The 23,508-nt window shown below is 62.1% G+C and carries 25 protein-coding genes; 13 read left to right on the top strand and 12 right to left on the bottom strand.

Annotation, left to right across the window (positions count from 1 at the left end; genetic code table 11):
• Positions 1-625 precede the first annotated feature (625 nt).
• Together ppnP and AC1MEK_RS24485 are read right to left on the bottom strand one after the other, a co-directional pair.
• Positions 626-913: a pyrimidine/purine nucleoside phosphorylase gene (gene ppnP, locus AC1MEK_RS24490; RefSeq protein WP_480398856.1), complete on the bottom strand. Its 288-nt coding sequence runs from the start codon at positions 911-913 to the stop codon at positions 626-628.
• Between the two features lie 89 nt (positions 914-1,002).
• The gene (locus AC1MEK_RS24485) at positions 1,003-1,545 is read right to left on the bottom strand and encodes a 3'-5' exonuclease (protein ID WP_480398855.1); all 543 of its coding nucleotides are present in this window, start codon (positions 1,543-1,545) and stop codon (positions 1,003-1,005) included.
• Between the two features lie 386 nt (positions 1,546-1,931).
• Here AC1MEK_RS24485 and AC1MEK_RS24480 point away from each other — a divergent pair, with 386 nt between their 5' ends.
• Positions 1,932-2,756 (top strand): substrate-binding periplasmic protein, encoded by an 825-nt coding sequence (locus AC1MEK_RS24480; protein WP_480398854.1) that lies wholly within the window; start codon positions 1,932-1,934, stop codon positions 2,754-2,756.
• A 45-nt stretch (positions 2,757-2,801) separates the two neighbouring features.
• Here the strand turns inward: AC1MEK_RS24480 and AC1MEK_RS24475 are convergent, their stop codons facing one another.
• Positions 2,802-2,969: a DUF2897 family protein gene (locus AC1MEK_RS24475; protein WP_093469957.1), complete on the bottom strand. Its 168-nt coding sequence runs from the start codon at positions 2,967-2,969 to the stop codon at positions 2,802-2,804.
• 197 nt (positions 2,970-3,166) lie between these two features.
• On the opposite strand from AC1MEK_RS24475, the gene pyrF reads away from it, so the two are divergent.
• Positions 3,167-3,865, top strand: coding sequence for an orotidine-5'-phosphate decarboxylase (pyrF, locus tag AC1MEK_RS24470; RefSeq protein WP_480398853.1), 699 nt, complete (start codon positions 3,167-3,169; stop codon positions 3,863-3,865).
• Between the two features lie 149 nt (positions 3,866-4,014).
• Here pyrF and AC1MEK_RS24465 read toward each other — a convergent pair whose 3' ends face one another.
• Positions 4,015-5,142, bottom strand: a complete 1,128-nt coding sequence (locus AC1MEK_RS24465; RefSeq protein WP_480398852.1) for a glycerophosphodiester phosphodiesterase — start codon at positions 5,140-5,142, stop codon at positions 4,015-4,017.
• A gap of 153 nt (positions 5,143-5,295) precedes the next feature.
• On the opposite strand from AC1MEK_RS24465, the gene AC1MEK_RS24460 reads away from it, so the two are divergent.
• Entirely contained in the window at positions 5,296-6,654 is a 1,359-nt protein-coding gene (locus tag AC1MEK_RS24460) for a sensor domain-containing protein (protein ID WP_480398851.1), read from the top strand.
• Positions 6,655-6,659: 5 nt separating this feature from the next.
• On the opposite strand, the gene AC1MEK_RS24455 is transcribed toward AC1MEK_RS24460, so the two are convergent.
• Positions 6,660-7,103, bottom strand: a complete 444-nt coding sequence (locus AC1MEK_RS24455; RefSeq protein ID WP_480398850.1) for a DUF2442 domain-containing protein — start codon at positions 7,101-7,103, stop codon at positions 6,660-6,662.
• On the bottom strand, positions 7,100-7,528 hold the full coding sequence (locus AC1MEK_RS24450; protein ID WP_480398849.1) for a DUF4160 domain-containing protein: 429 nt from the start codon (positions 7,526-7,528) through the stop codon (positions 7,100-7,102). Before AC1MEK_RS24450 ends, AC1MEK_RS24455 begins: the two co-directional genes overlap by 4 nt.
• A gap of 272 nt (positions 7,529-7,800) precedes the next feature.
• Here AC1MEK_RS24450 and AC1MEK_RS24445 point away from each other — a divergent pair, with 272 nt between their 5' ends.
• The 4 genes from AC1MEK_RS24445 (at position 7,801) to AC1MEK_RS24430 (ending at position 11,563) form a co-directional block, all read left to right on the top strand.
• Positions 7,801-8,736, top strand: coding sequence for a 2-hydroxyacid dehydrogenase (locus AC1MEK_RS24445; protein ID WP_480398932.1), 936 nt, complete (start codon positions 7,801-7,803; stop codon positions 8,734-8,736).
• 150 nt (positions 8,737-8,886) lie between these two features.
• Positions 8,887-9,642, top strand: coding sequence for an SDR family oxidoreductase (locus AC1MEK_RS24440; protein ID WP_480398848.1), 756 nt, complete (start codon positions 8,887-8,889; stop codon positions 9,640-9,642).
• A 259-nt stretch (positions 9,643-9,901) separates the two neighbouring features.
• Positions 9,902-10,591 (top strand): fumarylacetoacetate hydrolase family protein, encoded by a 690-nt coding sequence (locus AC1MEK_RS24435; protein ID WP_480398847.1) that lies wholly within the window; start codon positions 9,902-9,904, stop codon positions 10,589-10,591.
• A 72-nt stretch (positions 10,592-10,663) separates the two neighbouring features.
• Positions 10,664-11,563: a helix-turn-helix transcriptional regulator gene (locus AC1MEK_RS24430; protein ID WP_480398846.1), complete on the top strand. Its 900-nt coding sequence runs from the start codon at positions 10,664-10,666 to the stop codon at positions 11,561-11,563.
• 56 nt (positions 11,564-11,619) lie between these two features.
• Here AC1MEK_RS24430 and AC1MEK_RS24425 read toward each other — a convergent pair whose 3' ends face one another.
• Positions 11,620-12,501: a LysR family transcriptional regulator gene (locus tag AC1MEK_RS24425; protein WP_480398845.1), complete on the bottom strand. Its 882-nt coding sequence runs from the start codon at positions 12,499-12,501 to the stop codon at positions 11,620-11,622.
• A gap of 89 nt (positions 12,502-12,590) precedes the next feature.
• Between AC1MEK_RS24425 and AC1MEK_RS24420 the strand changes: the two genes are divergently transcribed.
• Together AC1MEK_RS24420 and AC1MEK_RS24415 are read left to right on the top strand one after the other, a co-directional pair.
• A complete protein-coding gene (locus AC1MEK_RS24420; protein ID WP_480398844.1) occupies positions 12,591-13,301 on the top strand; it encodes a CTP synthase C-terminal region-related (seleno)protein in 711 nt (236 codons plus the stop codon).
• A gap of 5 nt (positions 13,302-13,306) precedes the next feature.
• Positions 13,307-13,633, top strand: coding sequence for an antibiotic biosynthesis monooxygenase family protein (locus AC1MEK_RS24415; RefSeq protein ID WP_480398931.1), 327 nt, complete (start codon positions 13,307-13,309; stop codon positions 13,631-13,633).
• Between the two features lie 45 nt (positions 13,634-13,678).
• On the opposite strand, the gene AC1MEK_RS24410 is transcribed toward AC1MEK_RS24415, so the two are convergent.
• The 4 genes from AC1MEK_RS24410 to AC1MEK_RS24395 form a co-directional block, all read right to left on the bottom strand.
• Complete coding sequence (locus AC1MEK_RS24410) at positions 13,679-14,596, bottom strand: DMT family transporter (protein WP_480398843.1); 918 nt, start codon at positions 14,594-14,596, stop codon at positions 13,679-13,681.
• A 225-nt stretch (positions 14,597-14,821) separates the two neighbouring features.
• Positions 14,822-16,240: a short-chain fatty acid transporter gene (locus AC1MEK_RS24405; protein WP_480398842.1), complete on the bottom strand. Its 1,419-nt coding sequence runs from the start codon at positions 16,238-16,240 to the stop codon at positions 14,822-14,824.
• A gap of 279 nt (positions 16,241-16,519) precedes the next feature.
• A complete protein-coding gene (locus tag AC1MEK_RS24400) occupies positions 16,520-17,176 on the bottom strand; it encodes a CoA transferase subunit B (RefSeq protein ID WP_480398841.1) in 657 nt (218 codons plus the stop codon).
• 119 nt (positions 17,177-17,295) lie between these two features.
• On the bottom strand, positions 17,296-17,997 hold the full coding sequence (locus AC1MEK_RS24395) for a CoA transferase subunit A (RefSeq protein ID WP_480398840.1): 702 nt from the start codon (positions 17,995-17,997) through the stop codon (positions 17,296-17,298).
• Positions 17,998-18,127: 130 nt separating this feature from the next.
• Between AC1MEK_RS24395 and AC1MEK_RS24390 the strand changes: the two genes are divergently transcribed.
• The 4 genes from AC1MEK_RS24390 (at position 18,128) to AC1MEK_RS24375 (ending at position 21,820) form a co-directional block, all read left to right on the top strand.
• Positions 18,128-19,036, top strand: a complete 909-nt coding sequence (locus AC1MEK_RS24390; RefSeq protein ID WP_480398839.1) for a LysR family transcriptional regulator — start codon at positions 18,128-18,130, stop codon at positions 19,034-19,036.
• Positions 19,037-19,176: 140 nt separating this feature from the next.
• Complete coding sequence (locus AC1MEK_RS24385; RefSeq protein WP_480398838.1) at positions 19,177-20,547, top strand: GntT/GntP/DsdX family permease; 1,371 nt, start codon at positions 19,177-19,179, stop codon at positions 20,545-20,547.
• Between the two features lie 238 nt (positions 20,548-20,785).
• Positions 20,786-21,061: a hypothetical protein gene (locus tag AC1MEK_RS24380; RefSeq protein ID WP_480398837.1), complete on the top strand. Its 276-nt coding sequence runs from the start codon at positions 20,786-20,788 to the stop codon at positions 21,059-21,061.
• Positions 21,062-21,214: 153 nt separating this feature from the next.
• On the top strand, positions 21,215-21,820 hold the full coding sequence (locus tag AC1MEK_RS24375; protein WP_480398930.1) for a LysE family translocator: 606 nt from the start codon (positions 21,215-21,217) through the stop codon (positions 21,818-21,820).
• Between the two features lie 947 nt (positions 21,821-22,767).
• Here the strand turns inward: AC1MEK_RS24375 and ssuE are convergent.
• A complete protein-coding gene (gene ssuE / locus AC1MEK_RS24370; RefSeq protein WP_480398836.1) occupies positions 22,768-23,349 on the bottom strand; it encodes an NADPH-dependent FMN reductase in 582 nt (193 codons plus the stop codon).
• Between the last annotated feature and the right edge of the window lie 159 nt (positions 23,350-23,508).

Here is a 23,508-nt window from a genome sequence, read left to right as displayed (position 1 = left end):
CGTCGGGTTCCTTCATTCCGGTCTCGCTCCGTGGGCCCGGCGTGAAAGGGCCATCCATGGCCCACACGCCTCTCGCCGCATCCATGCGGCTCGTCCCACTCCGCGAGACCTCCATTCAGCCTGCACCCAAGTCGCGTTTTGCGTCGTCTGGGCTATCGCGCATGAAAGTCAAAATCAAAAGCCAGATCAAAAGCGACCGGCTCACGCCGTCCCCGTAGCAGCCGGGCTTGCCCGCGGGTCGCCCTCAAGATCGCCCCCGCCGGCAAGCCGTGCTGCTACGGGGAGGTGTGGTGTTTCCGTACGCAAACATCTCAGACGCCACAAATTGCGACTTTGGGAGGCTGAGTGGAGGTCTCGCGGAGTGGGTCGAGCGACAGGATGTCGCGAGAGGCGTGTGGGCCATGGATGGCCCTTTCACGCCGGGCCCACGGAGCGGGACCGGAGCGAAGGGACCCCGACGAAGGAGGGGCCGGACAGGGAGCGCTAGACCCTTGGTTACTTGGGGTTATCAAGTAACTCGACGAAGTCGAAACAGGTCTGGCGTTAGCCAGAACTAATCGGCAGCGCCACAAGAAACGGATATGAATGCCGCTCTAAACCGCAACGGCAATCAAAAGAGCCAGACTCAGTCCTTGCGATACTCACACAGATAAGCCGTCTCGACACTCACTTCCAGGTCGAACTTGCTGTTGGCCGGCACGCGGAACTGATCACCCGAGTTGAAGGTTTCCCAGTCGCTGCTGCCCGGCAGCAACACTTTCAAGGAACCGGATACCACGTGCATGATCTCGCGATCAGCCGTACCGAAGTTGTACTTTCCGGGGGCCATGACGCCGATGGTGGCTGCGCCTTCGGCTTGCTGGAAGGCGATGGACTTGACGGTGCCGTCGAAATACTCGTTGACCTTGAACATGGCGGATTCCTTGGAAAAAGGGCTGAAAAAGGCCGGACAGTATGCCCAACGTATAAAAGGACGTCATCCGCTTTGATAAATGCGTCACATCATGCCGGGATCACCAGTGGTAGCAGCCTGGCCGTGTTGCGCGCATCGCTCAGCGCCCGGTGTTGCTGGCCATTGAAGTGCATGCCCGCCAGTTGCAGCGCCGTGTTCAGCCCGCAGGGCCGCTGCAGCTGCCGCGCCTTGGCGAAGCGTTGCTTGAGATTGACGTGGGCCAGGCCGCTCAATTCGCTGGTCAATTGATGCTGCTGCCATTGCAGCTCGAATTGCTGGCGATCGTAATCGCCCCAACTGACCCAGCCCTGCAGCCGCTCGCTGTGATGGCCCAGCCATCGCTCGAATTGCGGCCAGATCGCGGGCAGGGGCTGCGCCGCGTCGATCTGCGCCTGCTGGATGTGGGTCAATTCGCGACAGAACGTCGTCAGCAACGGCCGCCTGACCGGGCGCACGAAACGCTCGAAATGATCGACCTCGCGCCCGTCGGCATTGACCACACAGGCACCGATCTCAATGATCTCCATCTCTGCCACCGGCCATCCGCCCTCTTCGGTGGTGGCCTCCAGATCTATCACCAACCAGTGGGGCATTTCCAACTCCAGTCTTCAAATCCGTGGCGCCATCATGGAGCGTAGCTGTTCATTGGGACTCGCAGGAAGGCCGATGGTTTGCTGCGGTACCTGAAAATTCATCGGGCATACGTCTGGAATCCGTAGTCACGCGCTTGCCTGGCTGACGCGCAGGGCATAAATTGCGGCGCGCCCGGCCGATTTGTAAATGTAGATTTCGTGGCAGGATAAGAAGTGGTGATGCCCGATGCTCGCCGCACTATCCAAATGATTCGCTAAACCCTCGCCAGCCGTGCAGCGGGCATCCATATGAACAATAAATTCGACAGCGAGTGGTTTGACCGTTGTCTAATGGTGTGCAAACGCATAGCTTACGTACTTCGATTCGTCAGGGGTGCCTTGTCTTGATGTCTACGCCAACGCGGATGGCTCTGAAAACGCTGCTGCTGGTTGCGACCGCCGTTTCTGCCTGGCAGGCGAGCGCGGCGCAGGTCGTGCGGATCGGCGCCGCGCATTTCCCGCCCTATACGATCCGCCCCGAGCGTGGTGAAGACACCGGTTTGCTGCCGCAGATGGTCGAGGCGCTCAATGCAATGCAGAGCAAGTACCACTTTGAGATGGTACCAACGTCCATTCCGCGGCGTTTCCGGGATTTCCAGCAGGCACGCTTCGACATGGCGATTTTCGAGAATCCGGGCTGGGGCTGGAAGGACATTCCCCATGAAGACGTCGACATGGGCCTGGAAGACGCGGAAATCTTCGTCGCCCATCGCCTGGACGGCCGCACGCAAAGCTACTTCGATGACCTGCACGGCAAGCGCCTGGCGTTGTTCAGTGGCTATCACTATGCATTCGCCAACTTCAATGCCGACCCCAAATACCTTGCCGAAAACTACAACGCCACGCTGACCTATTCCCACGACAGCAACCTGGCGATGGTGCTACGCGATCGCGCGGATATTGCGCTGGTGACGCGTTCTTACCTGAGTACTTTCCTGGCCAACAACCCACAGGATGCCGGCCAGTTCATGGCCTCGGACAAGGTGGACCAGATTTATCGCCACTTCGCGCTGTTGCGTCCGGGCGCGCCGATCAGCGGCGAGGCGTTCAGCGATCTGCTGCGTCAATTGCGTGAGAACGGCCAGATGTTCAAGATTTTCCAGCCGTTTCGCATTGCCGTGACGCCGCAGGCCGAGCATCACTCGGTGGCGCTGGACGACGCGCGGGATTAATAGCAGAGGGTAGGCGGGCGGCGGAGCCTCCACCGCCCGACGGGATCAGCGGTCGCGCGCTTCCTTGGCGTCCATTTCGGCATTGCGCTCATGGACCCGCTTGAGTTGTTCTTCGGTCAGGGGCAGTTTTTTCGCTGAGTCCTTGAGCATCAGCAAACCACCGACGATCGAGCCGATTGCAACGACCAGAATTAACCATGCGTACCAGGGCATGAGGCTCACTCCTTATTGTGATAACGGTTTGAGCAATGGTGCTGCCCACAGGTTCCATTGTAGGGGACGCCTGGTGGTTCGAATATTACGATGACCGATTGCCGGGCTTTGCCGGGCACTTGCCGATTATCGGGTCCCGCGCGCCGACATGTTCAGCTACAATGCGCGCCGATTTCGACTTACCAGAGAACCCGCTCATGTCCGCCTGCCAGACCCCCATCATCGTCGCCCTGGATTTCCCCACCCGCGAAGCCGCGTTGAAACTGGCCGATCAGCTCGACCCGAAACTGTGCCGGGTCAAGGTGGGCAAGGAGCTGTTCACCAGCAGCGCCTCGGGCATCGTCGAAACCCTGAACGACAAGGGCTTCGAAGTGTTCCTGGACCTCAAATTCCACGACATTCCCAACACCACGGCGATGGCGGTCAAGGCCGCTGCCGAGATGGGCGTGTGGATGGTCAACGTGCATTGCTCCGGCGGCCTGCGCATGATGGCGGCCTGCCGTGATGTGCTGGATCAGCGCAGCGGTCCGAAGCCGCTGCTGATCGGCGTGACCGTGCTGACCAGCATGGAGCGCGAGGATCTGGCCGCCATTGGCCTGGATATCGAGCCTCAGGAGCAGGTACTGCGCCTGGCGGCACTGGCGCAAAAGGCCGGCATGGACGGGCTGGTGTGCTCGGCGCTGGAAGCCCAAGCCCTGAAAACCGCCCACCCTTCGCTGCAACTGGTGACCCCGGGCATTCGCCCGGCCGGCAGCGCCCAGGACGACCAGCGCCGCATTCTGACCCCGCGTCAGGCACTGGATGCAGGCTCCGATTACCTGGTCATCGGCCGCCCGATCAGCCAGGCCGCCGATCCTGCCAAGGCCTTGGCTGACGTGGTTGCGCAGCTGGCCTGAGTCGCAGTAACTGACCCCGCGCCCCGTAGCAGCACGGCTTGCCGGCGGGGCGGTGTGTCAGTCACCTCAATCGTCGCTGACACACCGCGCCCGCCGGCAAGCCGTGCTGCTACGGGGGCGTGGCGTTTTGTCGACGGGAGCGCAATCGCTTAGAACCCGCTGCGCTTCAAGATCGAATCCTTGCTTTCCTTAGACGGCCGCCCGTAGAACTTCAACAGTTCAGAAGCACGGTTGGTGAAGAACCCGTCGACGCCGCGCTCGCTGATGGCCTTGAAGTCCACGGCATCATCCACGGTGTACGGATGGATGATCATGCCCCGCTCGTGGGTCATCTTGTTCATCCACGGCTGCACCAGGTCCATGTAACTTTGATCTCCGCCATTTTTCAGCGCAGATGCAGGGCCGGTACCGATGGCGCCATGGGCCTTGGCCCAGTCGATCCACTGCGCGAAATCTTCCCGGGATTTGACCTCTTGGGTCGCATAGAACGCGGCCTTGTCCTTGGCCCCCGACTCCTTGAAGCTGATGTCCGACTTGGCCGGAATGGAGCCGTCACCCAGCCACAGCAGAAGGATTTTCGGCGTGTCCGGCATGGCTTTCTGCAGCAATTCCAGGCTGGATTTCTCGAACGTCTGCAACACCACGCGGCCGTTGCTATGGGCGACGTTCACATGGCCCTTCTCGGCAGCAGGGCGCTGGCCCAGCCAGCCGCGCTGTGCAAGCTTGTTCTTCAAGTCTTCCTCAATGCCCGGAAACTGCGTCGGCACTTTGGTTTCGATGTACAGCCCTGGTTTGTTCTTGCCGCCCTCGGCGATGTCGATCACTTCATCCAGGGTGAGGATTTTCAAGCCTGCATAGCTGGCGCGGGCGCGATCAGGGTGGGCTTTGTTGAACCATGAGCCTGCGTCCAGGCGCTTGATTTCTTCCAGGGTAAAGCTGCTCAGCGGGTCTTTCACCCGATCGGGGTACACCTGGGCGATATTGGTGGTGCGCTCCAGAGTGTCATCGTGCAGCGCGATCAACACGCCATCCTTGGTGCGCTGGATGTCCATTTCCAGATAATCGGCGCCCAGTTCGCGGGCCAGGGTGTAGGCGGGGACGGTCTCTTCGGGGGCGTCGAACGAGGCGCCGCGGTGGGCGATGACCGCCGGCCACGGCACGCCGATTTTTGCCGCCAGTGCCTTGCCCGGCGCATCGGCGGCCACGGCCGACCCGCCCGACAACACCAGGCCTGCCAGTGCGGCGCTGCTCAACGTTCTGGAAATTCCTTTGAACATAATCAACTCGTTCCTTTTTTGTGCGTGAGTCGTTGAATCGGCCGATGGCCGAATGCGATGGGTTTGGGCACTATGACCACGGGTTTTGTCATTTTTCATGACGTTATATCTTCGGGCGCGTAACGGTTGACTTCGGCAGGTAGTGCTTTTCGCATGGAAACAAACACTTACGCGGCGCTGACGGAATTTGTCGACATGTTGCTGGACGCCATCTGTGTGGTCGACACAGAAGGGCGCTATGTGTTCGTCAGCGCGGCCGCCGAGCGGATCTTCGGTTATAGCCCAGAAGAGCTGATCGGGCGAAGAATGATCGAGCTGGTGCACCCCGAAGATCGCGAGCGCACGCTGGCCGCGGCCGGCGAGATCATGGCCGGGCAACCGAACCTGGGGTTCGAGAACCGCTACGTTCGCAAGGATGGGCGCATCGTTCACATCATGTGGTCGGCGCGCTGGTCGCAGGCGCACAACCTGCGTATCGCGGTGGCCCGGGACGTCACCGAGCGCAGGCGCCTGGAGTCGATGCGCGCGGCGCTGTTTCGCATCTCGGAAGCGGCCCACGTGGCCAGTGACCTGCAGGCGTTGTTCAAGGACATCCATGGCGTCATTGCCGATCTGTTGCCGGCGCGCAATTTCTTTGTCGCCCTGCGCGACAAATACAGCGGCTTGCTGAATTTTTCCTACCACGTCGATGAGCAGGACCCGACCCTGCAGCGGCCCATGGCTGACGCGCTGGCCACCGAAGTGGCCGGCAGCGGACGCACGCTGCTGGTCAGCCCCGGCAGCGAGGCACAGCCAGGCGGCCAGGGCGCACCGGATTACCTCAAGGCAAAGCTCGACGCAGACGGTCTGTGCTGGCTCGGCGCGCCGCTGGAAACCCAGCACGGCATCATTGGTGCACTGCTGGTCAAAAGCCACGCCGATTGCCCGCACTATGACGAGCGCGACAAGGAACTGCTGCAGTTCGTCTCCACTCAAGTCGCCGCCGCCATCGAGCGCAAGCAGCTGTACGACCGCCTAAAAAGCATGGCGCAGTACGATCAACTGACCCAGCTGCCCAATCGCATGCTGCTCCACGAACGTTTGCAACAGGCCCTCGAACGGGCCAAGAGCAACCAGGGGCGGATGGCCCTGCTGTATCTGGACCTGGACAAGTTCAAGCAGGTCAACGATACCCTCGGCCACGCCGCGGGGGATCTGCTCTTGCAGGAGGTCGCCCATCGCGTCAAGCAGTGCGTGCGCGAGACCGACACCGTGGCCAGGATCGGCGGCGACGAATTCGTCATCCTGCTCGATCGCGTCAACAACGCCGAAGACTCGGCCAAGGTCGCCGAAAAGATCTGCAAGGCCCTCAACGTACCGATGGTCCTCAAAGGCAACGACTGGCAGATCCTGCCCAGCATCGGCATCGCCAATTACCCCGAGAACGCCACCGACCTCGCGCAGCTGTTCCGCCATGCCGACGAGGCGATGTACAGCGCCAAGAAGGGTGGGGGAAATCGGTTTCAGGGGTGAGCGGTCTACGCACTGACACTCTTGCGAGGGCGGCCGCCTTTCAGGCCATTGGCCTTCGAGGCCTTGGCCTTTGCCTGGCTGCTGCGCCGACCGTTTCGCGAAGCGACGAGGCTCGCCGCCATCGCCATCAAGGGCTCGCTGGCGCCGATCATGGTCGCGAGGGAAATGTGCAGATCCCGTGATTCAAGGCACAGCGCGCTGCCGCCGAACCCGAGTTCCATTTGCTCAAGTTCTGCAGGCGACAATTCGCGCAACTCAGGGTAGTTGGCGACAGGCAGCAACACCGCGCTCTGATCGGCAAAGCCGATGACCAGCGCATGAAATGAACTCAGGAACTGCAAGGTGCTGGCGCTTAGAACGCAGCGGCTGCGTCCGGCCTGTGTTGCCTGCTCAAGGACGCCCTGGCTGACGACCTCGTCATCGTGTTCGCGGGCTTTCAGCGATTTCATAACTCGATCTCCAATGGGGCCGAGTAGCCGGCCAGATGCAGTTGGGTCTTGTAGTTCGTGGTGTCAAACAGGGCATAGAGAATCGGCGAGATACTCAATCGGCCGTAGCGCGGGGCTACCACTTCTCCGGTTTCAAGATCCCACGCCTGGTTATCCAGACATAAGGTTTGCTGACTTTTCCACCAGCATTCGCGCGCCTTGCGCAGGTTGGCCCGGCGCTTGATCACCTGACGCAGCTCCTCCAGCACCCTGGCACAGGGTTCGTTTTTCGACGGTGTCACGTCCCATAAACGAATGCCGTTGTGCCAGAAGCTGAACACAAACCGCGCATCCCAGTCGTGAGTCCCGACGTGAACGTGGGGAGGGCAATGCTCGTCCCTGGTGAAAACCGCGATCACATATCCTTTATGACTGCATACTTTCATTCAATAACCCATCTGTTAGGTTTTTGAGTCTACGCCTCGCTTCGTGCGGCTGCCACCAGCAAGGCGTGGCCCGAGCAACTTTCAGAAATCGCCTACAGCGTGGGGGGAGTTGAACGTAAATCGGGGCGCCGAGCCATGACGCAGCTGCTACAAGATTTGACCCGTGCCAGATGAAGAAGGAACCCTTTACTCTTTCGATTTCCCGCCAGCCCCTGCACAACCGCTCTAACTCGCGCTACTGTCTGTCCCTCTGGACATTTCGAGACGTGATGATGACGAAGACGGTGCTGGTGCTGGTCGAGAGCGTGAACGAGTATTTGCCGATTCTGGAGGACGCGGGTTTCCGGCTGATTCTGGCGCCGACCCCGGCGACCCGGGCGGAGGCGGTGGCAACTCGGGGCGGTGAGATCAATGCGGTGCTGACCCGCGGGCCGCTGGGGCTGACGGCGGCGGAGATGGCGTCGTTGCCAAAGCTTGGGATCATCTGCGTGCTGGGTGCCGGTTACGAGCAGGTGGACCTGCCGGCGGCGCAGGCGCGAGGGATCACCGTGACCAACGGTGCCGGGGTCAATGCGCCGACCGTGGCCGATCACGCGATGGCCTTGCTGTTGTCGCTGGTGCGCGACATTCCGCTGGCGGATGCGTCGGTACGGCGCGGTGAGTGGCGCAAGGTGACGCGGCCTTCCTTTACCCACAAGACATTGGGGATTCTCGGCCTGGGCGCGGTGGGGCTGGCCATCGCCAAACGGGCGCTGGGCTTTGACATGCGCATCGCTTATCACAACCGCTCGCCGCGCGCCGATGTGGATTTCAACTACTGCGCCACGCCGCAGGCATTGGCGGCCGAGTCGGACTTTCTGATCGTCGCCACTCCCGGCGGCAGCGGTACTCAACATCTGATCGACAAGGCCGCCATCGAGGCGCTGGGCGAGGAGGGCTTTCTGCTCAATATCGCCCGCGCCAGTGTGGTGGACACTCAAGCATTGGTCGATGCGTTGCAGCACGGTCGCCTGGCCGGGGCGGCGCTGGATGTGTTCGATGACGAACCCCAAGTGCCGGATGTGCTGAAGTCCCTGAGCAATGTGGTGCTCACGCCCCATGTCGGTGGCCTGTCGCCGGAAGCGTCCCGCGCCACGGTGGAAAGGGTGGCGGACAATCTGCTGGCGTTTTATGCCGGGAAGCCGGTGCTGACGCCGGTATTCAACTGATCGCAGCTTTTCGCCTTCGTAGCAGCACGGCTTGCCGGCGGGAGCGGTGTGTCAGGCGATACATTCGTGACTGATCCGACGCAACCGCCGGCAAGCCGTGCTGCTACGGGGCCGTGTTGAATTCAAATCCAATAACAACAGGAGGTTCTCATGTCTGCATTGAAAGTCGCGCTGGTCACCGGCGCCGGGAGCGGTATCGGCCGGGCCGTGGCGCTCAAGTTGCTGGACGACGGCTATGCCGTGGTGCTGGCGGGCCGTCGTCTGGAGCCGCTGGTGGAACTGGCCGAGCAGGCGAAGGCGGCCGGGCGTCAGGCGCTGGCGGTGTCCACTGACGTGCGTGACGCGGTCAGCGTGCAGGCGCTGTTCGACACGATCGAAAGCACCTACGGCCGGCTCGATGTCTCGTTCAACAACGCCGGCATCGGCGCGCCTGCTGTGCCGATGGACGAGTTGTCGGTGGAGCAGTGGCAGAACGTGATCGATACCAACGTCACCGGCATGTTCCTCTGCGTGCGCGGTGCGTTCGGCCTGATGCGCCGGCAGGTGCCGCAGGGCGGGCGAATCATCAACAACGGCTCGATTTCTTCCCATACCCCGCGCCTGTTCAGCTCGCCGTACACCTCCAGCAAACACGCGGTGCTGGGCCTGACCAAAAGCACCTCGCTGGATGGTCGCCAGTTCAACATCGCCTGTGGCCAGATCGACATCGGCAACGCGCTGACCGACATGACCGACCGCATGACCAAGGGCGTGCCCCAGGCCGACGGCAGCCTGATGGTCGAACCGACCATGAATGTGCAGCACGTGGCCGATGCCGTGAGCTACATGGCCTCGCTGCCGCTGTCGGCGAACGTGTTGAACATGACGGTGATGGCCAACAGCATGCCGTTTGTGGGGCGTGGTTGAATTAGAGAGTGCGAGCCTGCGAGCGTCGTACCTGTGGGAGCCGGCTTGCTGGCGAATGTGGTGCCATTGACCATTCAGGTGTCTGAACGGTCGTATTCGCCAGCAAGCCGGCTCCCACAGGGGGCGTGTACGACGTGAAATCATGACGGCTCTGAAGTCCTTTGTTTCGTCCATAACGTCGAGGGATCTGTCCAACCCGGCCCGCCGCCTGCGGCGCACACTGTCCTCAAGCCGTCACCCGTCACTTGAGGACATCACCATGAGCGAATTCGTCATCGCACCGGTCGCCACGCCGTCGCTGGCCGTGGCAGGCACCACCAGCCGCTTTCCCATCCGCCGCGTGTTCTGCGTCGGTCGTAACTACTCCGAGCACGCCCGCGAGATGGGGCACGATCCGGACCGCGAACCGCCGTTCTTCTTCATGAAACCCGCCGATGCCGTGGTCCCCGCCGAAGGCCGGATCGCCTATCCGCCGCTGACCGCCGACCTGCACCACGAGATCGAGCTGGTCGTGGCCATCGGCAAGGACGGGGTCGACATTCAGCCTGAAGACGCGCTGAGCCATGTCTGGGGCTATGGCGTGGGTCTGGACCTGACCCGTCGCGACCTGCAGGCCCAGGCCAAGAAAATGGGCCGTCCGTGGGAGTGGGCCAAGGCCTTCGACGCCTCGGCACCGGCCACGCCGTTGTTGCCAGTGAGCAAGATCGGCCATCCGAGCGGCGGTTCGATCTGGCTGAACGTCAACGGCGAGACCCGTCAGCAGGGCGACTTGGCCGACCAGATCTGGGCGGTGCAAGATGTGATCGCTTACCTGTCGCAGTCGGTGGGCGTGAAAGCGGGCGACTTGATCTACACCGGAACCCCGGCAGGCGTGGGCGCGCTGCAACGCGGCGATGTGGTGACCGCCGGCATCGATGGCATTGCCGAGCTGAGCGTCACGATCGCCTGACGCCAAGTTGCTGCAACTGGCTGGCGCCCCTAACATGCGCCAGTCAGCTTCGGTGAGTTCAGGTGTCACGCAATGGCCAACACGTCCCGCATCCAGACCTACGGCATGCATCAACGCAGCGACCGCATGGATTTCTACATCCGTGACAAGTCGGGCCGTCCGGCGCTGACTACGCCCCATCGCCACGATTATTTCCAGATTCAGATCAACCTCGGCGGCGACACGGTCCAGCACATCGGCGGCGCGATCCGGCCGTTTCCGCGCAACACCCTGGCGTTCATCCTGCCCCATCGTCTGCACGTGATCCCCCATCCCGAAGACGGCAGCTTCGTGCTGATCAACTTCGCCCAGGAGTTTCTCCTGCAACACGTGCAGTGCGATCCGATGGACCTGGAGGACATCCCCCTGACCGATGCGCCGGAGCTGGCGCCGTTCCGGTTTCAGGAGCATCTGGACTTCATCCTCGGCGACGCCGACTTCGCCGAAGTGACCACGCTGCTCGACCTGATGCGCGAGGCCGATCGCACCCGCCAGCTGGGCTGCGCGGCGATTCTGCGGGGCTATCTGCTGCAGTTGATCGGCAAGGTCTGCAACCTGTTCGAGCCGCAATTGCGCGCGCTGTCGGCGAACAAGGCCGAGCGGCGCGGGCGGCGCGATGCCATGGGGCGAGTCATGGCCTACATTCGCGATCACATCAAAGACCCGGCCATGACCCTGACCGATGCGGCGGCGGCCGCGTTTCTGTCGCCCAACTACCTGACTCACCTGCTGCGCAAGGAAACCGGCAACACCTTTTCCGAGCTGGTGCTGGAGCGACGCATGCGCCTAGCGCGAACCCAGTTGATGAACAGCGACAAGCCGCTCAGCCACATCGCCCAGGTCTGCGGCTTCACCGACGAGGCGTACTTTTCACGGCGTTTTCGCAAGGCCCACGGCATGCCGCCGGGGCAGTTCAGGCGTGAGCGCACATAAAAGGCGCGAGCTTGCGAGCCGCACACCTGTGGGAGCCGGCTTGCTGGCGAATAGCTTCAAGCCATCCTGATCGCCCGGGTCAACTCGCTAAACAACGCCGACACCGAACGCAGCGCCCGGCAATCCGGCCGGGTCAGCAACCAAAGTTGCGTGTCGTAGCCCTGCAACGGTTCGCTCAGCGGCGTCAGTTCACCGGCCTGCAACATGAAGTCTGGCAACGCCGCCACGCCCATCCCGGCGCGGACCATCTGCGCCACGGTCTGCATCGAACTGCAGCGGTAGGTCGGGTTGATCTGCGGCCATTGCTGGCGGCGCCAGCTGACCGTGGGGTGATCGGGCAGGAAATCGTCCGGGGCGATCCAGTCCATCTTTTCCAGCTCGGTGGTTTCGCAGCGTCGCAGATACAACTCGCTGGCATAGACCCGATACGACACCGTTGCCAGCTGCGTGCCCACCAGATGCTGCGGTGGCGCGTCGGTCAGACGCAGGGCGATGTCGGCGTCGCGGCGGCTGAGGTTGGCGAAGGTGTCCGAGGTGTTCAGCTCCAGGCGCAGGGCGGGGTAGTCCGGCATGAAGCGCGTCAAGGCCGGCAGCAGCAGGCTTTGCAACACCGCTTCGGTGCAGGTCAGGCGCACGCTGCCACTCACGGTTTCCCGGTCCTGTTCCAGCGCGATCTGCGCCAGTGCCAAAGCCTGTTCGGCGCTCTCGGCTTGCTGCGACAGCACCAGCGCCGCGCTGGTGGGGCGATAGCCGGCGCGGCTTTTCTCGAACAAGGCGATGCCAAGGGATTTCTCCAGGCGGCGCACCGCGCGAAACACCGTAGAGACATCGACCTTGAGCTGTTCGGCGGCCCTGGCCAAGGTCCGGCCGCGCACCAGCGCGAGGATCAGGGACAGGTCCGGATGGCTGATTTTATATTGCGCTGCTGCATGGTTCACTTGCCTGAACGCCCATTCTGATTGCGTAACGACAAGCTTATAGTCCCTCTCGCACGTTGCGCAAAGCGTTTGAATTTCAGGGAGCAGACATGCCAGACAAACAGGTGATTCGCATCGCATTGGTCGGAGACTATGACCAGCAAGTGCCCGCCCACCAGGCGATTCCGGTGGCGCTGGACAGGGTGGCGGGGGAGGTTGGAACGGTCGTCGAGTTTCACTGGCTGCCGACCCAGGAAGTCGGCAGCGGCGAAGGCTTGCACGCATTCGACGGTATCTGGTGCGTGCCCGCCAGCCCCTACCGCGACATGGACGGCGCGCTGACCGCCATCCGCTTTGCGCGTGAGCAGCGGGTGCCATTTCTCGGCACTTGCGGCGGCTTCCAGCACGCACTGCTGGAGTACGCGCGCAACCTTCTGGGCTGGGCCGATGCCGAGCACGCCGAGACGGCGCCGGACTCCGAGCAGGCGATCATCACGCCGCTCAGTTGCTCGCTGGTGGAAGCCTTCGCGCCCATCGATTTGCTGCCCGGTTCGCGAATCGAAGCGGCCTACGGCGCCGCTCAGACCCAAGAGCGCTATCGATGCCGCTACGGCCTGCGCAAGGCGCTGGAGGCGCAGGTGTTCGCCGGGCCCATGAAGGTCAGTGGCTATGACCCTGACGGCGAGATCCGGGCGATGGAGCTGGACGGTCACCCGTTCTTCCTCGCCGCCCTGTTTCAGCCCGAGCGTGCCGCGCTGGAAGGCATCACACCGCCGCTGGTCAAGGCGTTCGTCAACGCGTGCAGGGAGAGACGGGCGTGATCGGCATGATGGCAGACACTTTCGCCACACCCTATTACGCGGTGATCTTCACCTCGCTTCGCACGGTGCAAGATGACGCCGGCTATCAGTGTGCGGCGCAGCGGATGCTTGAGCGGGTTCGTGAACAGCCCGGGTTTCTCGGGGTGGAATCGGCGCGCGGCGAAGATGGCCTGGGGATTACCGTCTCGTATTGGGCCAGCGAAGCCGCGATCCTGGCGTGGAAGCACGACCCTGAACACGCAGCGATTCGTGAACAGGGCCGATCGAGCTGGTATCGGCAGTGCACGACGCGGGTGGTCAGGGTCGAACGTAATTACAGCTATCAGGCCTGAGATCAGGTTGGGCTCCTTCAGGCGCCGATCTAGCGCCTGAAGGGATTACTGTTTGGCAGCCTGTTTCGGCTCCGGCCGCTCGGCCTTTCGGCGCCCGCTCTGCAACACGAACACTCCACCGAGGATCGCGACGATGGCCACCAAGTCCAGTGCGTGCACCGGTTCTCCCGCAACGAAGATACCGATCAGCAGGGCGATGACCGAGGGCAGGTAGGTCGCTGACGCCGCCACCAGCGCACCCAGTCGCTCGACGATGAAGTAATAGAGGATAAAGGCAATCCCGGTGCCCGCCAGACCCAGGCCCAGCGAGACGCCGATCAAGGCTTTCGGGCTTTCGAGGATGTGTTCCATGCCCGTGCGGTCGGTGACCAGCAGCAGGATGAGCAGCGCCAGGCCGATCTGGTAGGTGCTCAAGGCGGCGGCGGGGATGTTCAGGCCGGTGAGAAAGCGTCGCGCGTAGACGAAGGATCCGCCGATGCTGATCGAGCCCAGCGCCATGTAGAGCACACCCTCCAGCGAGATCGACTCGGTGCCGGTGGCCCATGGCCGGGCGATCAACATCACCCCGCCAAAACCCATCAGTGTGCCCAGGGCCATGCGTGCGTTGAGCTTTTCTTCACGCAGGAACAGAAACGCGCAGATGAAGGTGAACAGCGGAATCGCGCCGCTGAGCAGGCCGGCAATACCGGACGGCATCAGCGTGGCGGCACGGGCGTAGAAGTAGTAGTAGACCGCCGTGGCCAGCAGCGCCATGACCACGAAATGGTGCAGGTGGCGGATGTGTTTGATGCTCAGCGAGCGGGTGATCAGCGCATAGATCAGGATCGGCAGAAAGCCGAAGAACGAGCGCAGCAGCACAACCTGCAGTGGGGAAATCCACTCAACCGCCCACTTCATGTACATGAAGTTGGTGCCCCAGATCAGCCCCAGCAGGGCGAAGGCAAAATAGGCGATGTTTTTCATGTGAACCGGTCTGCCGCGTGAAGAAGGGCAGGGGATTGTGAAGGGTGATGTGGCCAGTGACAAATAGCTTCTGGCCGAAGGCCGTGGGAGCCGGCTTGCTGGCGAACGCGTCAGGTCAGACACCACAACAGTGAATGGCCAACCGTATTCGCCAGCAAGCCGGCTCCCACAGGTATTGGCTCGGTGTTATCGAGTGCACCGAGCCGACCCAGCTGGGTCCGTCGCTTAAGGTATCACAGGCGGAATATAGGCCAGCGTCGCCCCCAACGCCCACAGCAGGAACAGCACCAGCGGCGTGTGCACCAGCAACTGCACGAACGAGAAGCCGATCAGGTCCCGCGCCTTCAGGCCCAGCACGCCCAGCAGCGGCAGCATGTAGAACGGGTTGATCAGGTTCGGCAGCGCTTCAGCGGCGTTGTAGATCTGCACCGCCCAGCCCAGGTGGTACTTCAGATCGTTGGCCACTTGCATCACATAAGGTGCCTCGATGATCCACTTGCCGCCACCGGACGGAATGAAGAAGCCGAGGATCGCCGAGTACACGCCCATCAGCAGCGCGTAGGTGTCGTGGGACGCGATGCTGGTGAAGAAGGTCGAGATGTGGTGCGCGACGGTCTGCGCGTCACCGCCCTTGACTGTGGTCAGCAGCGCGGCGATCGAGCCGTACAGCGGGAACTGGATCAGCACGCCGGTGGTGGTCGGCACGGCGCGGGCCACAGCGTCGAGGAAGCTGCGCGGGCGCCAGTGCAGCAGGGCGCCGACCATGATGAACAGGAAGTTGTAGGTGTTGAGGCCGGAAATCGCAGTGATCGCAGGCTTGGTGGTGAACTCGTTGTACAGCCAGCCGGACGCCAGCACCACCATCAGGATGATCAGCAGCGGGCTGTATTCCAGCCACTCGCCCGGGCGGGTGCGCGGTGCCAGCGGTGGCGGGCTGAACGCAGGGTCGATACCGCATTCCTTTGCGTCACGGGCGTTGGCCGGGCCGGGGGCGGTGGCATAGGCGACGATGATCGAAATCACCACCAGCGCCAGCAGCATCACGCCCGACTGCCAGAGGAAGATGGTCTGGGTGAACGGGATCATCCCGGTGATCGCCAGGATCGACGGCGGCAGGCTGGCCGGGTTGGCCTGCAGTTGCGCGGCCGACGACGACAGGCCCAGCGCCCAGACGGCGCCCAGGCCCAGATAGGCCGCGGCACCGGCGGCACGGTAGTCCATTTTCAGGTCGGTGCGGCGGGCCAGTGCGCGCACCAGCAAACCGCCGAACACCAGCGACAGACCCCAGTTGAGCAAGGAGGCGACCATGGAAATCAGCGCGACCCAGGCCACGGCCGAGCGGCCGTTCTTGGGAATGCGCGCCAGGCGGTCGATCAGTTTCACCGCAGGCGGGGAGCTGGCGACCACATAGCCGCCGATGACCACGAAGGCCATCTGCATGGTGAAGGGAATCAGGCTCCAGAACCCGTCGCCGAAGGCCTTGGCGGTGTCGGCGGGTTTGGCGCCGATGGCCAGGGTGGCCAGGGTCACAATGACCACGGCCAGGGCGGCGAACACCCAGGAATCAGGGAACCAGCGTTCGGCCCATTTCGCGCAGCGCAGGGCAAATCGGGCGGAGCGGCTTTCTTCGATATCGGCTGCCACGTTGTTGTACCTCTTGGAATTATTTTTAGGTGCTGTTGGAATCGTTATTGTGTGTTGGCGGTGCTGCAGAAAAAGCGTCGGGGCCAGATACGGCAAAGCCCCTTCATTGCTGAAGGGGCGGGGTGGCGGCCAGGTGCGACGCTGATGCATCAGGCCGGCATGGCTCCGCTTCTGGCTGAAGGCCGTGGGAGCCGGCTTGCTGGCGATTGCGGTGGTTCATTCAATATCGTGTTGTCTGATCCACCGCATTCGCCAGCAAGCCGGCTCCCACAGGTTCGTTTAGAACGTCATTTCGACGACATCATCCGGCACGATCAGCTTGCCGGCGGTCTTGGCGACGATTTCCTCGATGCTCACGCCCGGTGCGGTTTCGCGCAGGATGAAGGCGCCGTTCTCGATCTCCAGGTACGCAAGATCGGTCAACACCTTCTTGATGCAACCGGCGCCGGTCAGCGGCAGGCTGCAGCGCGGCAGCAGCTTGGATTCGCCGTCCTTGGAGGCGTGAGTCATGGTCACGATGATGTTGTCGGCGCCTGCCACCAGGTCCATCGCGCCACCCATGCCCTTGACCAGCTTGCCGGGGATCATCCAGGAGGCGATGTTGCCTTCGACGTCGACTTCGAAGGCGCCCAGTACGGTCAGGTCCACGTGGCCGCCACGGATCATGGCGAAGGATTCGGCGGAGGAGAAAATCGACGCGCCGACCCGTGCGGTCACGGTCTGTTTGCCGGCGTTGATCATGTCGGCGTCGATGGTGTCCTCGGTGGGAAACGCGCCCATGCCCAGCAGGCCGTTTTCCGATTGCAGCATCACGTCGATGCCATCGGGAACGTAGTTGGCGACCAGGGTCGGAATGCCGATGCCCAGGTTCACGTAGAAGCCGTCTTGCAGTTCGCGCGCAACGCGCTGTGCCATTTGTTCGCGGGAGAGTGCCATGGTTTGGGTCTCTTTTATTCTGTTCGGTGGCCGTTGTCGTTAGCGTCCGGCTTGCGTATGGCGGTGTTGCCTCTGGCGCTACCGCGGGCAAGCCCGGCTGCTACGGGGTCGCGGTGTGCTCAGGGTTTGCGGACGGTGCGCTGTTCGATGCGTTTCTCGAACGTGCCCAGAATCACGCGATCGACATAGATGCCGGGGGTGTGGATCTCGGTCGGCAGCAGCACGCCGGGCTCGACGATTTCCTCAACCTCGACCACGGTGATCTTGCCGGCGGTGGCGGCGACCGGGTTGAAGTTCTGCGCGGTATGGCGATAGACGACGTTGCCGAAATGGTCGGCTTTCCAGCCCTTGATGATCGCGAAGTCACCGGTGATGGCTTCTTCCAGGATCACGTTGCGGCCGTTGAACTGGCGGGTTTCCTTGCCTTCGGCAACCGGGGTGCCATAGCCGGTGGCGGTGTAGAAGGCGGGGATGCCGGCACCGCCTGCGCGCATTTTTTCCGCCAGGGTGCCCTGGGGGGTGAGTTCGACTTCCAGCTCGCCGGCCAGCAGCTGAGCTTCGAACAAGCGGTTTTCACCGACGTAAGAGGCGATCATCTTACGGATCTGCCGGTCTTCGAGCAGGATGCCCAGACCGAAACCGTCGACGCCGCAGTTGTTGGATACCACCGTCAGGCCCTTCACGCCCATGCGCTTGATCTGCGCGATGAGGTTTTCCGGGATACCGCACAGGCCGAAACCGCCCGCCAGTACTGTCATGTTGTCCGTCAGCCCGGCAAGGGCCTCTTCGTAGGTTGCGACGCGTTTGTCGAGTCCGGCCATGGTGCTATCCCCGCTTCGTTGTAGTTGTGTCCGACAATCGGGCTGTCGGAGAGCGTTGTCCGCATCTTCTCCCGAGGTCAGTGATTTGTTAATTTTGTTTTTTTCATGAATTGATAAGTAATACAAATATATGAACGTGAAGCAGCTTCGCGCGTTTCTCGCCGTGGCCCAGTGCCTGAGTTTTGCCCAGGCGGGCGAGCGGCTGCATCTGTCGCAACCGGCGCTCAGCCTGACCATTAAAGCACTGGAAGATGACTTGGGCGGGCAGTTGCTGACGCGGACCACCCGCAGCGTCAGCCTCACTCCGGAAGGCGAGGCGCTGTTGCCTCTGGCGCGGCAGCTGCTGGCCGATTGGGACAACGCCGAAGAAGTGCTGCGCCAGCGCTTCACCCTGCAGATGGGCAAGGTCTCTATAGCCGCCATGCCGTCGTTTGCCGGCAGCCTGTTGCCGATCGCGCTGAAGGTCTTTCGCGGACGCTACCCGCGGGTCAACGTCGCGGTGCACGACGTGATCAACGAGCAGGTGCTGGAGATGGTCGATCACCGGCGGGTCGAACTGGGCATCGGCTTCGAGCCGGAATCGAGCAACCAACTGACGTTCACGCCGTTCTACACCGACCGTTTCGTCGCCGTGGTGCCCCAGGGATCGCCCCTGGCCGAGCAAGGCACGGTGAACTGGGACGAACTGCTGCACCACGACTTCATCACCCTGCAGCGGCCGTCGGCGGTGCGTCTGTTGCTGGAGCAGGATCTGCAGACCCAACACGGCAAGCTGTCGGTGGCCTTCGAAAGCCATCAACTGTCGACGGTGGGGCGCATGGTGGCCAACGGCCTGGGTGTCAGTGCGGTACCGTCACTGTGCATTCAGCAGATGGAGGAACTGGGCGCGCGCTGCATCGCCCTTGAAGGGCCTCGCATTGAGCGACGCATTGGCTTGATGACCCTGGCCGACCACAAATTGTCTGCCGCAGCACAGGCGTTGCGCGATGTGTTGATCGAGTGCGCGACCGCGAGTGCGACGGCTGATTCATTTACATGAATGGATGAATGACACGCCTTTTCGGCCACTTTCTGTAAAAAAATCACTGCGACGAGTTGCCGCATCCGGTATCGTTCGGCCATCTGAAACAAATTGTTTCAGATCATCCTTCTATAAAAATCGAACGAAAGGGGTTCCGCTTGGACTTGTCGTCTGCTGCCTGGGTGTTCCATGACACCCGGCTCATCATCTGCTGCCTGATCGCCATTGCCACCATCATCGTGCTGATCAGTGCCACCAAACTTCCGCCATTTCTGTCGATTCTGGTGGGTACTTTCATCGCAGGGATTGGAGCGGGGCTGCCAGCGGAGGCGGTTGCAAAGGCGTTCAGCAAGGGCGCGGGCGGGATTCTCGGGGAGGCGGGGATCATCATCGCGCTGGGGGCGATGCTCGGCGCACTGATGGCCGAGTCCGGCGCTGCCGACCGCATTGCCTCGACGCTGCTGGGGCTGGGCAAGGGCAGGACGCTGCCGTGGGTCATGGCACTGGTGGCGATGGTCATCGGCCTGCCGCTGTTCTTCGAAGTGGGCCTGGTGATGATGGTGCCGATCATCTTCGTCATGGCACGCCAGTCGAACCTGCCGCTGCTCAAGATCGCCATTCCGGCGCTGGCGGGCATGACCACCCTGCATGCGCTTATGCCTCCACATCCGGGGCCGCTGATCGCCGTCAGCACCTTGCACGCCGATTTGGGCCTGACCATGTTGCTGGGCCTGTGCGTGGCCATTCCGGCGGTAATTCTGGCAGGGCCTCTGTACGGCAACTGGCTGTCCAAACGCCTGCACATCGAAGCGCCTGCCGAACTGGGCGAGCTGTTTTCCGCCAAGTCCACGGTGGCGCGGCAGCCGGGTTTTGGTATCTCGCTGCTGATCATCCTGTTGCCGGTGATCCTGATGCTCGGCAGCACCTTGGCCAAAGTGGCGATGGAGCCTGAGAGCAGCGCGGCGCTGACCCTGAAATTCCTCGGCGAGCCGCTGGTGGCATTGGGTATCGCGGTGCTGGCGGCCACGGTGTGCCTGGGCTGGGCCAATGGCATTTCCCGCGAGCAGGTCGGTGGCACCTTGCGCAAGAGCCTGGCGCCGATTGCCGTGCTGCTGCTGACCATCGGTGCCGGTGGCGGCCTGAAGCAGACGCTGCTGGACGCCGGTGTCAGCCAGACCATCAGTAAAGTGGCCGAAGGCGCGCACATGCCCTACCTGTTGCTGGCCTGGCTGATCGCCGTGGCACTGCGTCAGGCGACCGGTTCGGCGACTGTGGCCACGACCACGACTGCAGGCATTCTGGCGCCGATGATGGCAGGCCTGGCCCCGGTCGAGGCCTCGCTGGTAGCGCTGGTGATCGGCGCCGGTTCGGTGTTCTTCTGCCACGTCAACGACGCCGGCTTCTGGATGGTGCGCGAGTACTTCGGCCTGCAGCTCAAGCAGACGCTCTGGGTTTGGTCGGTGCTGCAGACGATCGTCTCGGTGGTGGGGCTGATCGGTACGTCGCTGTTGTGGCATTGGTTGGTTTAAAGCACAACGCGTGACCTGTGGGAGCCGGCTTGCTGGCGAATGCGATGTTTCATTCACTGTTGCAATGTCTGATCCGACGCATTCGCCAGCAAGCCGGCTCCCACAGGTTGATGATCTGCCTCTGGATCTTCATCACTTTCCAACGCCGATAGCGACTATCAAGACGACTGATTTCTGCTGGAAAGGCCCGGCGCGTAGCCTTGGCTTCATTCCAGAAACGAGCCGAATGGAGGCTCCCATGAATCGTCTTCTCGCCCTCGCCATGCTGTTTTCAGTCGCTGTTCTTTCCGGCTGTGCCGCTGGCAATCATCCTGAATTGCGCCCTTACACCGCTGAAGAAACCCATCAGTTGGCCCTCGAGGATCTGAACCGTCGCGGCCTGTCCTACGACGAATATCAGGCACGCAAAGCCCAGTTGATGGCCGAGCCGCAACTGCAGCAAGCCCGCGAATTCGATAGCCGTGGCGAGGTGAATGCCGAGGTCAGCGCTGCTTCGAAATCCCGTCAGGGTTGAGCCTTTCGAGTCAGACTGTTCGGGATAACAGTTTCATGTGTGATACGTATATCACTGAACTGTACGGGTAAAAGTCAGCCTCACTGTCCATGTGTTTCGGCCGCCGCTTTCGATAGCGTGACAGCCGTAAAACATGACATACCGTGGACCCGCATCATGCTGACTGCCGACCTCTTGCTTGCCTTCGTTCTTTTCGCTTTCGTCTCCTCGATCACGCCAGGCCCGAACAACACCATGCTGTTGTCCTCGGGCGTGAACTTCGGTTTCAACCGCACCATTCCTCATATGCTCGGCATCAGCTGCGGCTTCGCGCTGATGGTGCTGGCGGTGGGTTTCGGGCTGGGCGCGGTGTTCAAGGCGTATCCAGTGCTCTACACCATCCTGCGTTACGCGGGCGCGGCGTATCTGCTGTACCTGGCGTACAAGATCGCCACGTCCGGGCCGGTGGGCAGTGGCGCCGAGAGCAAGGGCCAGCCGATGAGCTACCTCAGCGCGGCGGCGTTCCAGTGGGTCAACCCCAAAGCCTGGGTGATGGCGGTCGGCGCGATCAGCACCTACACGCCCATGAACGGCTATTTCACCAACGTGGCGGTGATCGCCCTGGTGTTCGGCATCGTCAACCTGCCGGCGGTGGGCATGTGGGCGGGGTTCGGCAGCCTGCTGCGCAACGTCTTGCGCGATCCGTTGTGGTTGCGGGTGTTCAACGGGGTGATGGCGGCGTTGCTGGTGTTGTCGTTGTATCCGCTTCTTGAGCATTGATCGCCGGCGATGGCGTTCCTGGGATCGCCCCGCCGGCAAGCCGTCTAACGTCAGACCTGTTTCGACTTCGTCGAATCAAGATCAAGATCAAGATCAAGATCAAGATCAAGAGCGCTCTTCCTAACCTCAGATCTGTTTCGACTTCGTCGAGTTACTTGGAAAAGACCCCCAAGTAACCAAGGGGTCTTGCTCCTGGTTTGGGTCCTCCTTCGTCGGACTACCTTCATTCCGGCCTCGCTCCGTGGGCCCGGCGTGAAAGGGCCATCCATGGCCCACACGCCTCTCGCGGCATCCATGCCGCTCGACCCACTCCGCGAGACCTCCATTCGGCCTGCACCCAAGTCGCGATTGGTGGTGTCTGGGCTATCGCGCATGAAGATCAACATCAAAGGCAGATCAAAAGCGATTGAACGACACCGTCCGTAGCAGCATGGCTTGCCGGCGGGGCGATCTTGAGGGCGACCCGCGAGCAAGCTCGGCTGCTACGGAGGGCATTGCCCTCATGCTCTTGATCTGGCTTTTGATGTTGATCGCCATGCGCGATAGCTCAGACACCACAAAACGCGACTTGGGTGCAGGCCGAACGGAGGTCTCGTGGAGTGGGTCGAGCCGCATGGATGCGGCGAGAGGCGCGTGGGCCATGGATGGCCCTTTCGCGCCGGGCCCACGGAGCGGGACCGGAGCGAGGGAACCCGACGAAGTCGGGCCAAACCAGGAGCACAAGGACTTGGTTACTTGGTCCTTTCAAGTAACTCGACGAAGTCGAAACAGATCTGACGTTAGGAAGAGCGCTCTTGATCTTGAAGTGGCATATGCCCCAACCACAGCCTCGGATCTCAACGCGGTCCGAAAAAAACTGGCTCTGGCTTGCGGGCGATCGCCGGCAAGCCGGACTGCTACGGGACGGTGTTGGACACACTGGAACCTAAATCCAGTGTGCATAGGGCTCAAAGCGCCAGCTTCAAATGCCCGCCAGCCTCCTTGTGTCGCGCGTTCGTGCGGTGCTGCAACCCCAGCAGAAAATGATCCAGCCCGTCATGCAGGCGCTGGGTCAGCAACTCGTCCAGCTCGCCACCCAACTCACCTTCGCCGTAGCTGATCTGGCTGTCTATGGCGAACACCCCGTGCAGCACTTCCTGGCACTTGAGGGCCGAGAGCACCGGCTTGAGCGCGTAGTCCACCGCCAGCATGTGGGCGATGCTGCCGCCAGTGGCCAGCGGCAGCACCACCTTGCCGTGCAGCGAGCGCTCGGGCAGCAGATCGAGCAAGGTTTTCAGTGCTCCCGAAAACGACGCCTTGTACACCGGCGTGCCGATCAACAAACCGTCGGCCTTGGCCACCGCTTCGATAAAGGCGATCACCGCCGGGCTGTCGAAACGTGCGTAGAGCAGGTCCTCCGCGTTGAAATCCTGAATGCGCACAGCCTTGACGCCCACGCCTTGATCGCTCAGCCACTGCGCCGCGTGCTTGAGTACCACCCCTGAGCGCGACCGGGTCGAAGGGCTGCCTGAAATTGAAACCACCAACATGTTCTGATTCCTTGGGTCAGTCACCCGAGGTGCGAAAGGGCACCGTGCAGGCCGCGTACCACGCGAATGAAATGGGCAAAGAGACCCTGTAGCCCTTGCAAAGCAGCATGCGTGCCAGCCGCAGCAGCCCCGCAAAACCGCAGTGCAAAGCCTGCACGG

The organism is Pseudomonas sp. 2 (assembly GCF_056627435.1).
This window is presented reverse-complemented; position numbering and strand designations above follow the sequence as displayed.

Bases quoted from the DNA above. Each gene is read 5' to 3' on its own strand.
- ssuE (WP_480398836.1), bottom strand. From the start codon at position 23,349: ATGTTGGTGGTTTCAATTTCAGGCAGCCCTTCGACCCGGTCGCGCTCA.
- AC1MEK_RS24485 (WP_480398855.1), bottom strand. From the start codon at position 1,545: ATGCCCCACTGGTTGGTGATAGATCTGGAGGCCACCACCGAAGAGGGC.
- pyrF (WP_480398853.1), top strand. From the start codon at position 3,167: ATGTCCGCCTGCCAGACCCCCATCATCGTCGCCCTGGATTTCCCCACC.
- AC1MEK_RS24450 (WP_480398849.1), bottom strand. From the start codon at position 7,528: ATGAAAGTATGCAGTCATAAAGGATATGTGATCGCGGTTTTCACCAGG.
- AC1MEK_RS24455 (WP_480398850.1), bottom strand. From the start codon at position 7,103: ATGAAATCGCTGAAAGCCCGCGAACACGATGACGAGGTCGTCAGCCAG.
- AC1MEK_RS24435 (WP_480398847.1), top strand. From the start codon at position 9,902: ATGAGCGAATTCGTCATCGCACCGGTCGCCACGCCGTCGCTGGCCGTG.
- AC1MEK_RS24430 (WP_480398846.1), top strand. From the start codon at position 10,664: ATGGCCAACACGTCCCGCATCCAGACCTACGGCATGCATCAACGCAGC.
- AC1MEK_RS24400 (WP_480398841.1), bottom strand. From the start codon at position 17,176: ATGGCACTCTCCCGCGAACAAATGGCACAGCGCGTTGCGCGCGAACTG.
- AC1MEK_RS24415 (WP_480398931.1), top strand. From the start codon at position 13,307: ATGATGGCAGACACTTTCGCCACACCCTATTACGCGGTGATCTTCACC.
- AC1MEK_RS24390 (WP_480398839.1), top strand. From the start codon at position 18,128: ATGAACGTGAAGCAGCTTCGCGCGTTTCTCGCCGTGGCCCAGTGCCTG.
- AC1MEK_RS24410 (WP_480398843.1), bottom strand. From the start codon at position 14,596: ATGAAAAACATCGCCTATTTTGCCTTCGCCCTGCTGGGGCTGATCTGG.
- AC1MEK_RS24420 (WP_480398844.1), top strand. From the start codon at position 12,591: ATGCCAGACAAACAGGTGATTCGCATCGCATTGGTCGGAGACTATGAC.
- AC1MEK_RS24380 (WP_480398837.1), top strand. From the start codon at position 20,786: ATGAATCGTCTTCTCGCCCTCGCCATGCTGTTTTCAGTCGCTGTTCTT.
- ppnP (WP_480398856.1), bottom strand. From the start codon at position 913: ATGTTCAAGGTCAACGAGTATTTCGACGGCACCGTCAAGTCCATCGCC.
- AC1MEK_RS24445 (WP_480398932.1), top strand. From the start codon at position 7,801: ATGACGAAGACGGTGCTGGTGCTGGTCGAGAGCGTGAACGAGTATTTG.
- AC1MEK_RS24475 (WP_093469957.1), bottom strand. From the start codon at position 2,969: ATGCCCTGGTACGCATGGTTAATTCTGGTCGTTGCAATCGGCTCGATC.
- AC1MEK_RS24395 (WP_480398840.1), bottom strand. From the start codon at position 17,997: ATGGCCGGACTCGACAAACGCGTCGCAACCTACGAAGAGGCCCTTGCC.
- AC1MEK_RS24480 (WP_480398854.1), top strand. From the start codon at position 1,932: ATGTCTACGCCAACGCGGATGGCTCTGAAAACGCTGCTGCTGGTTGCG.
- AC1MEK_RS24460 (WP_480398851.1), top strand. From the start codon at position 5,296: ATGGAAACAAACACTTACGCGGCGCTGACGGAATTTGTCGACATGTTG.
- AC1MEK_RS24465 (WP_480398852.1), bottom strand. From the start codon at position 5,142: ATGTTCAAAGGAATTTCCAGAACGTTGAGCAGCGCCGCACTGGCAGGC.
- AC1MEK_RS24440 (WP_480398848.1), top strand. From the start codon at position 8,887: ATGTCTGCATTGAAAGTCGCGCTGGTCACCGGCGCCGGGAGCGGTATC.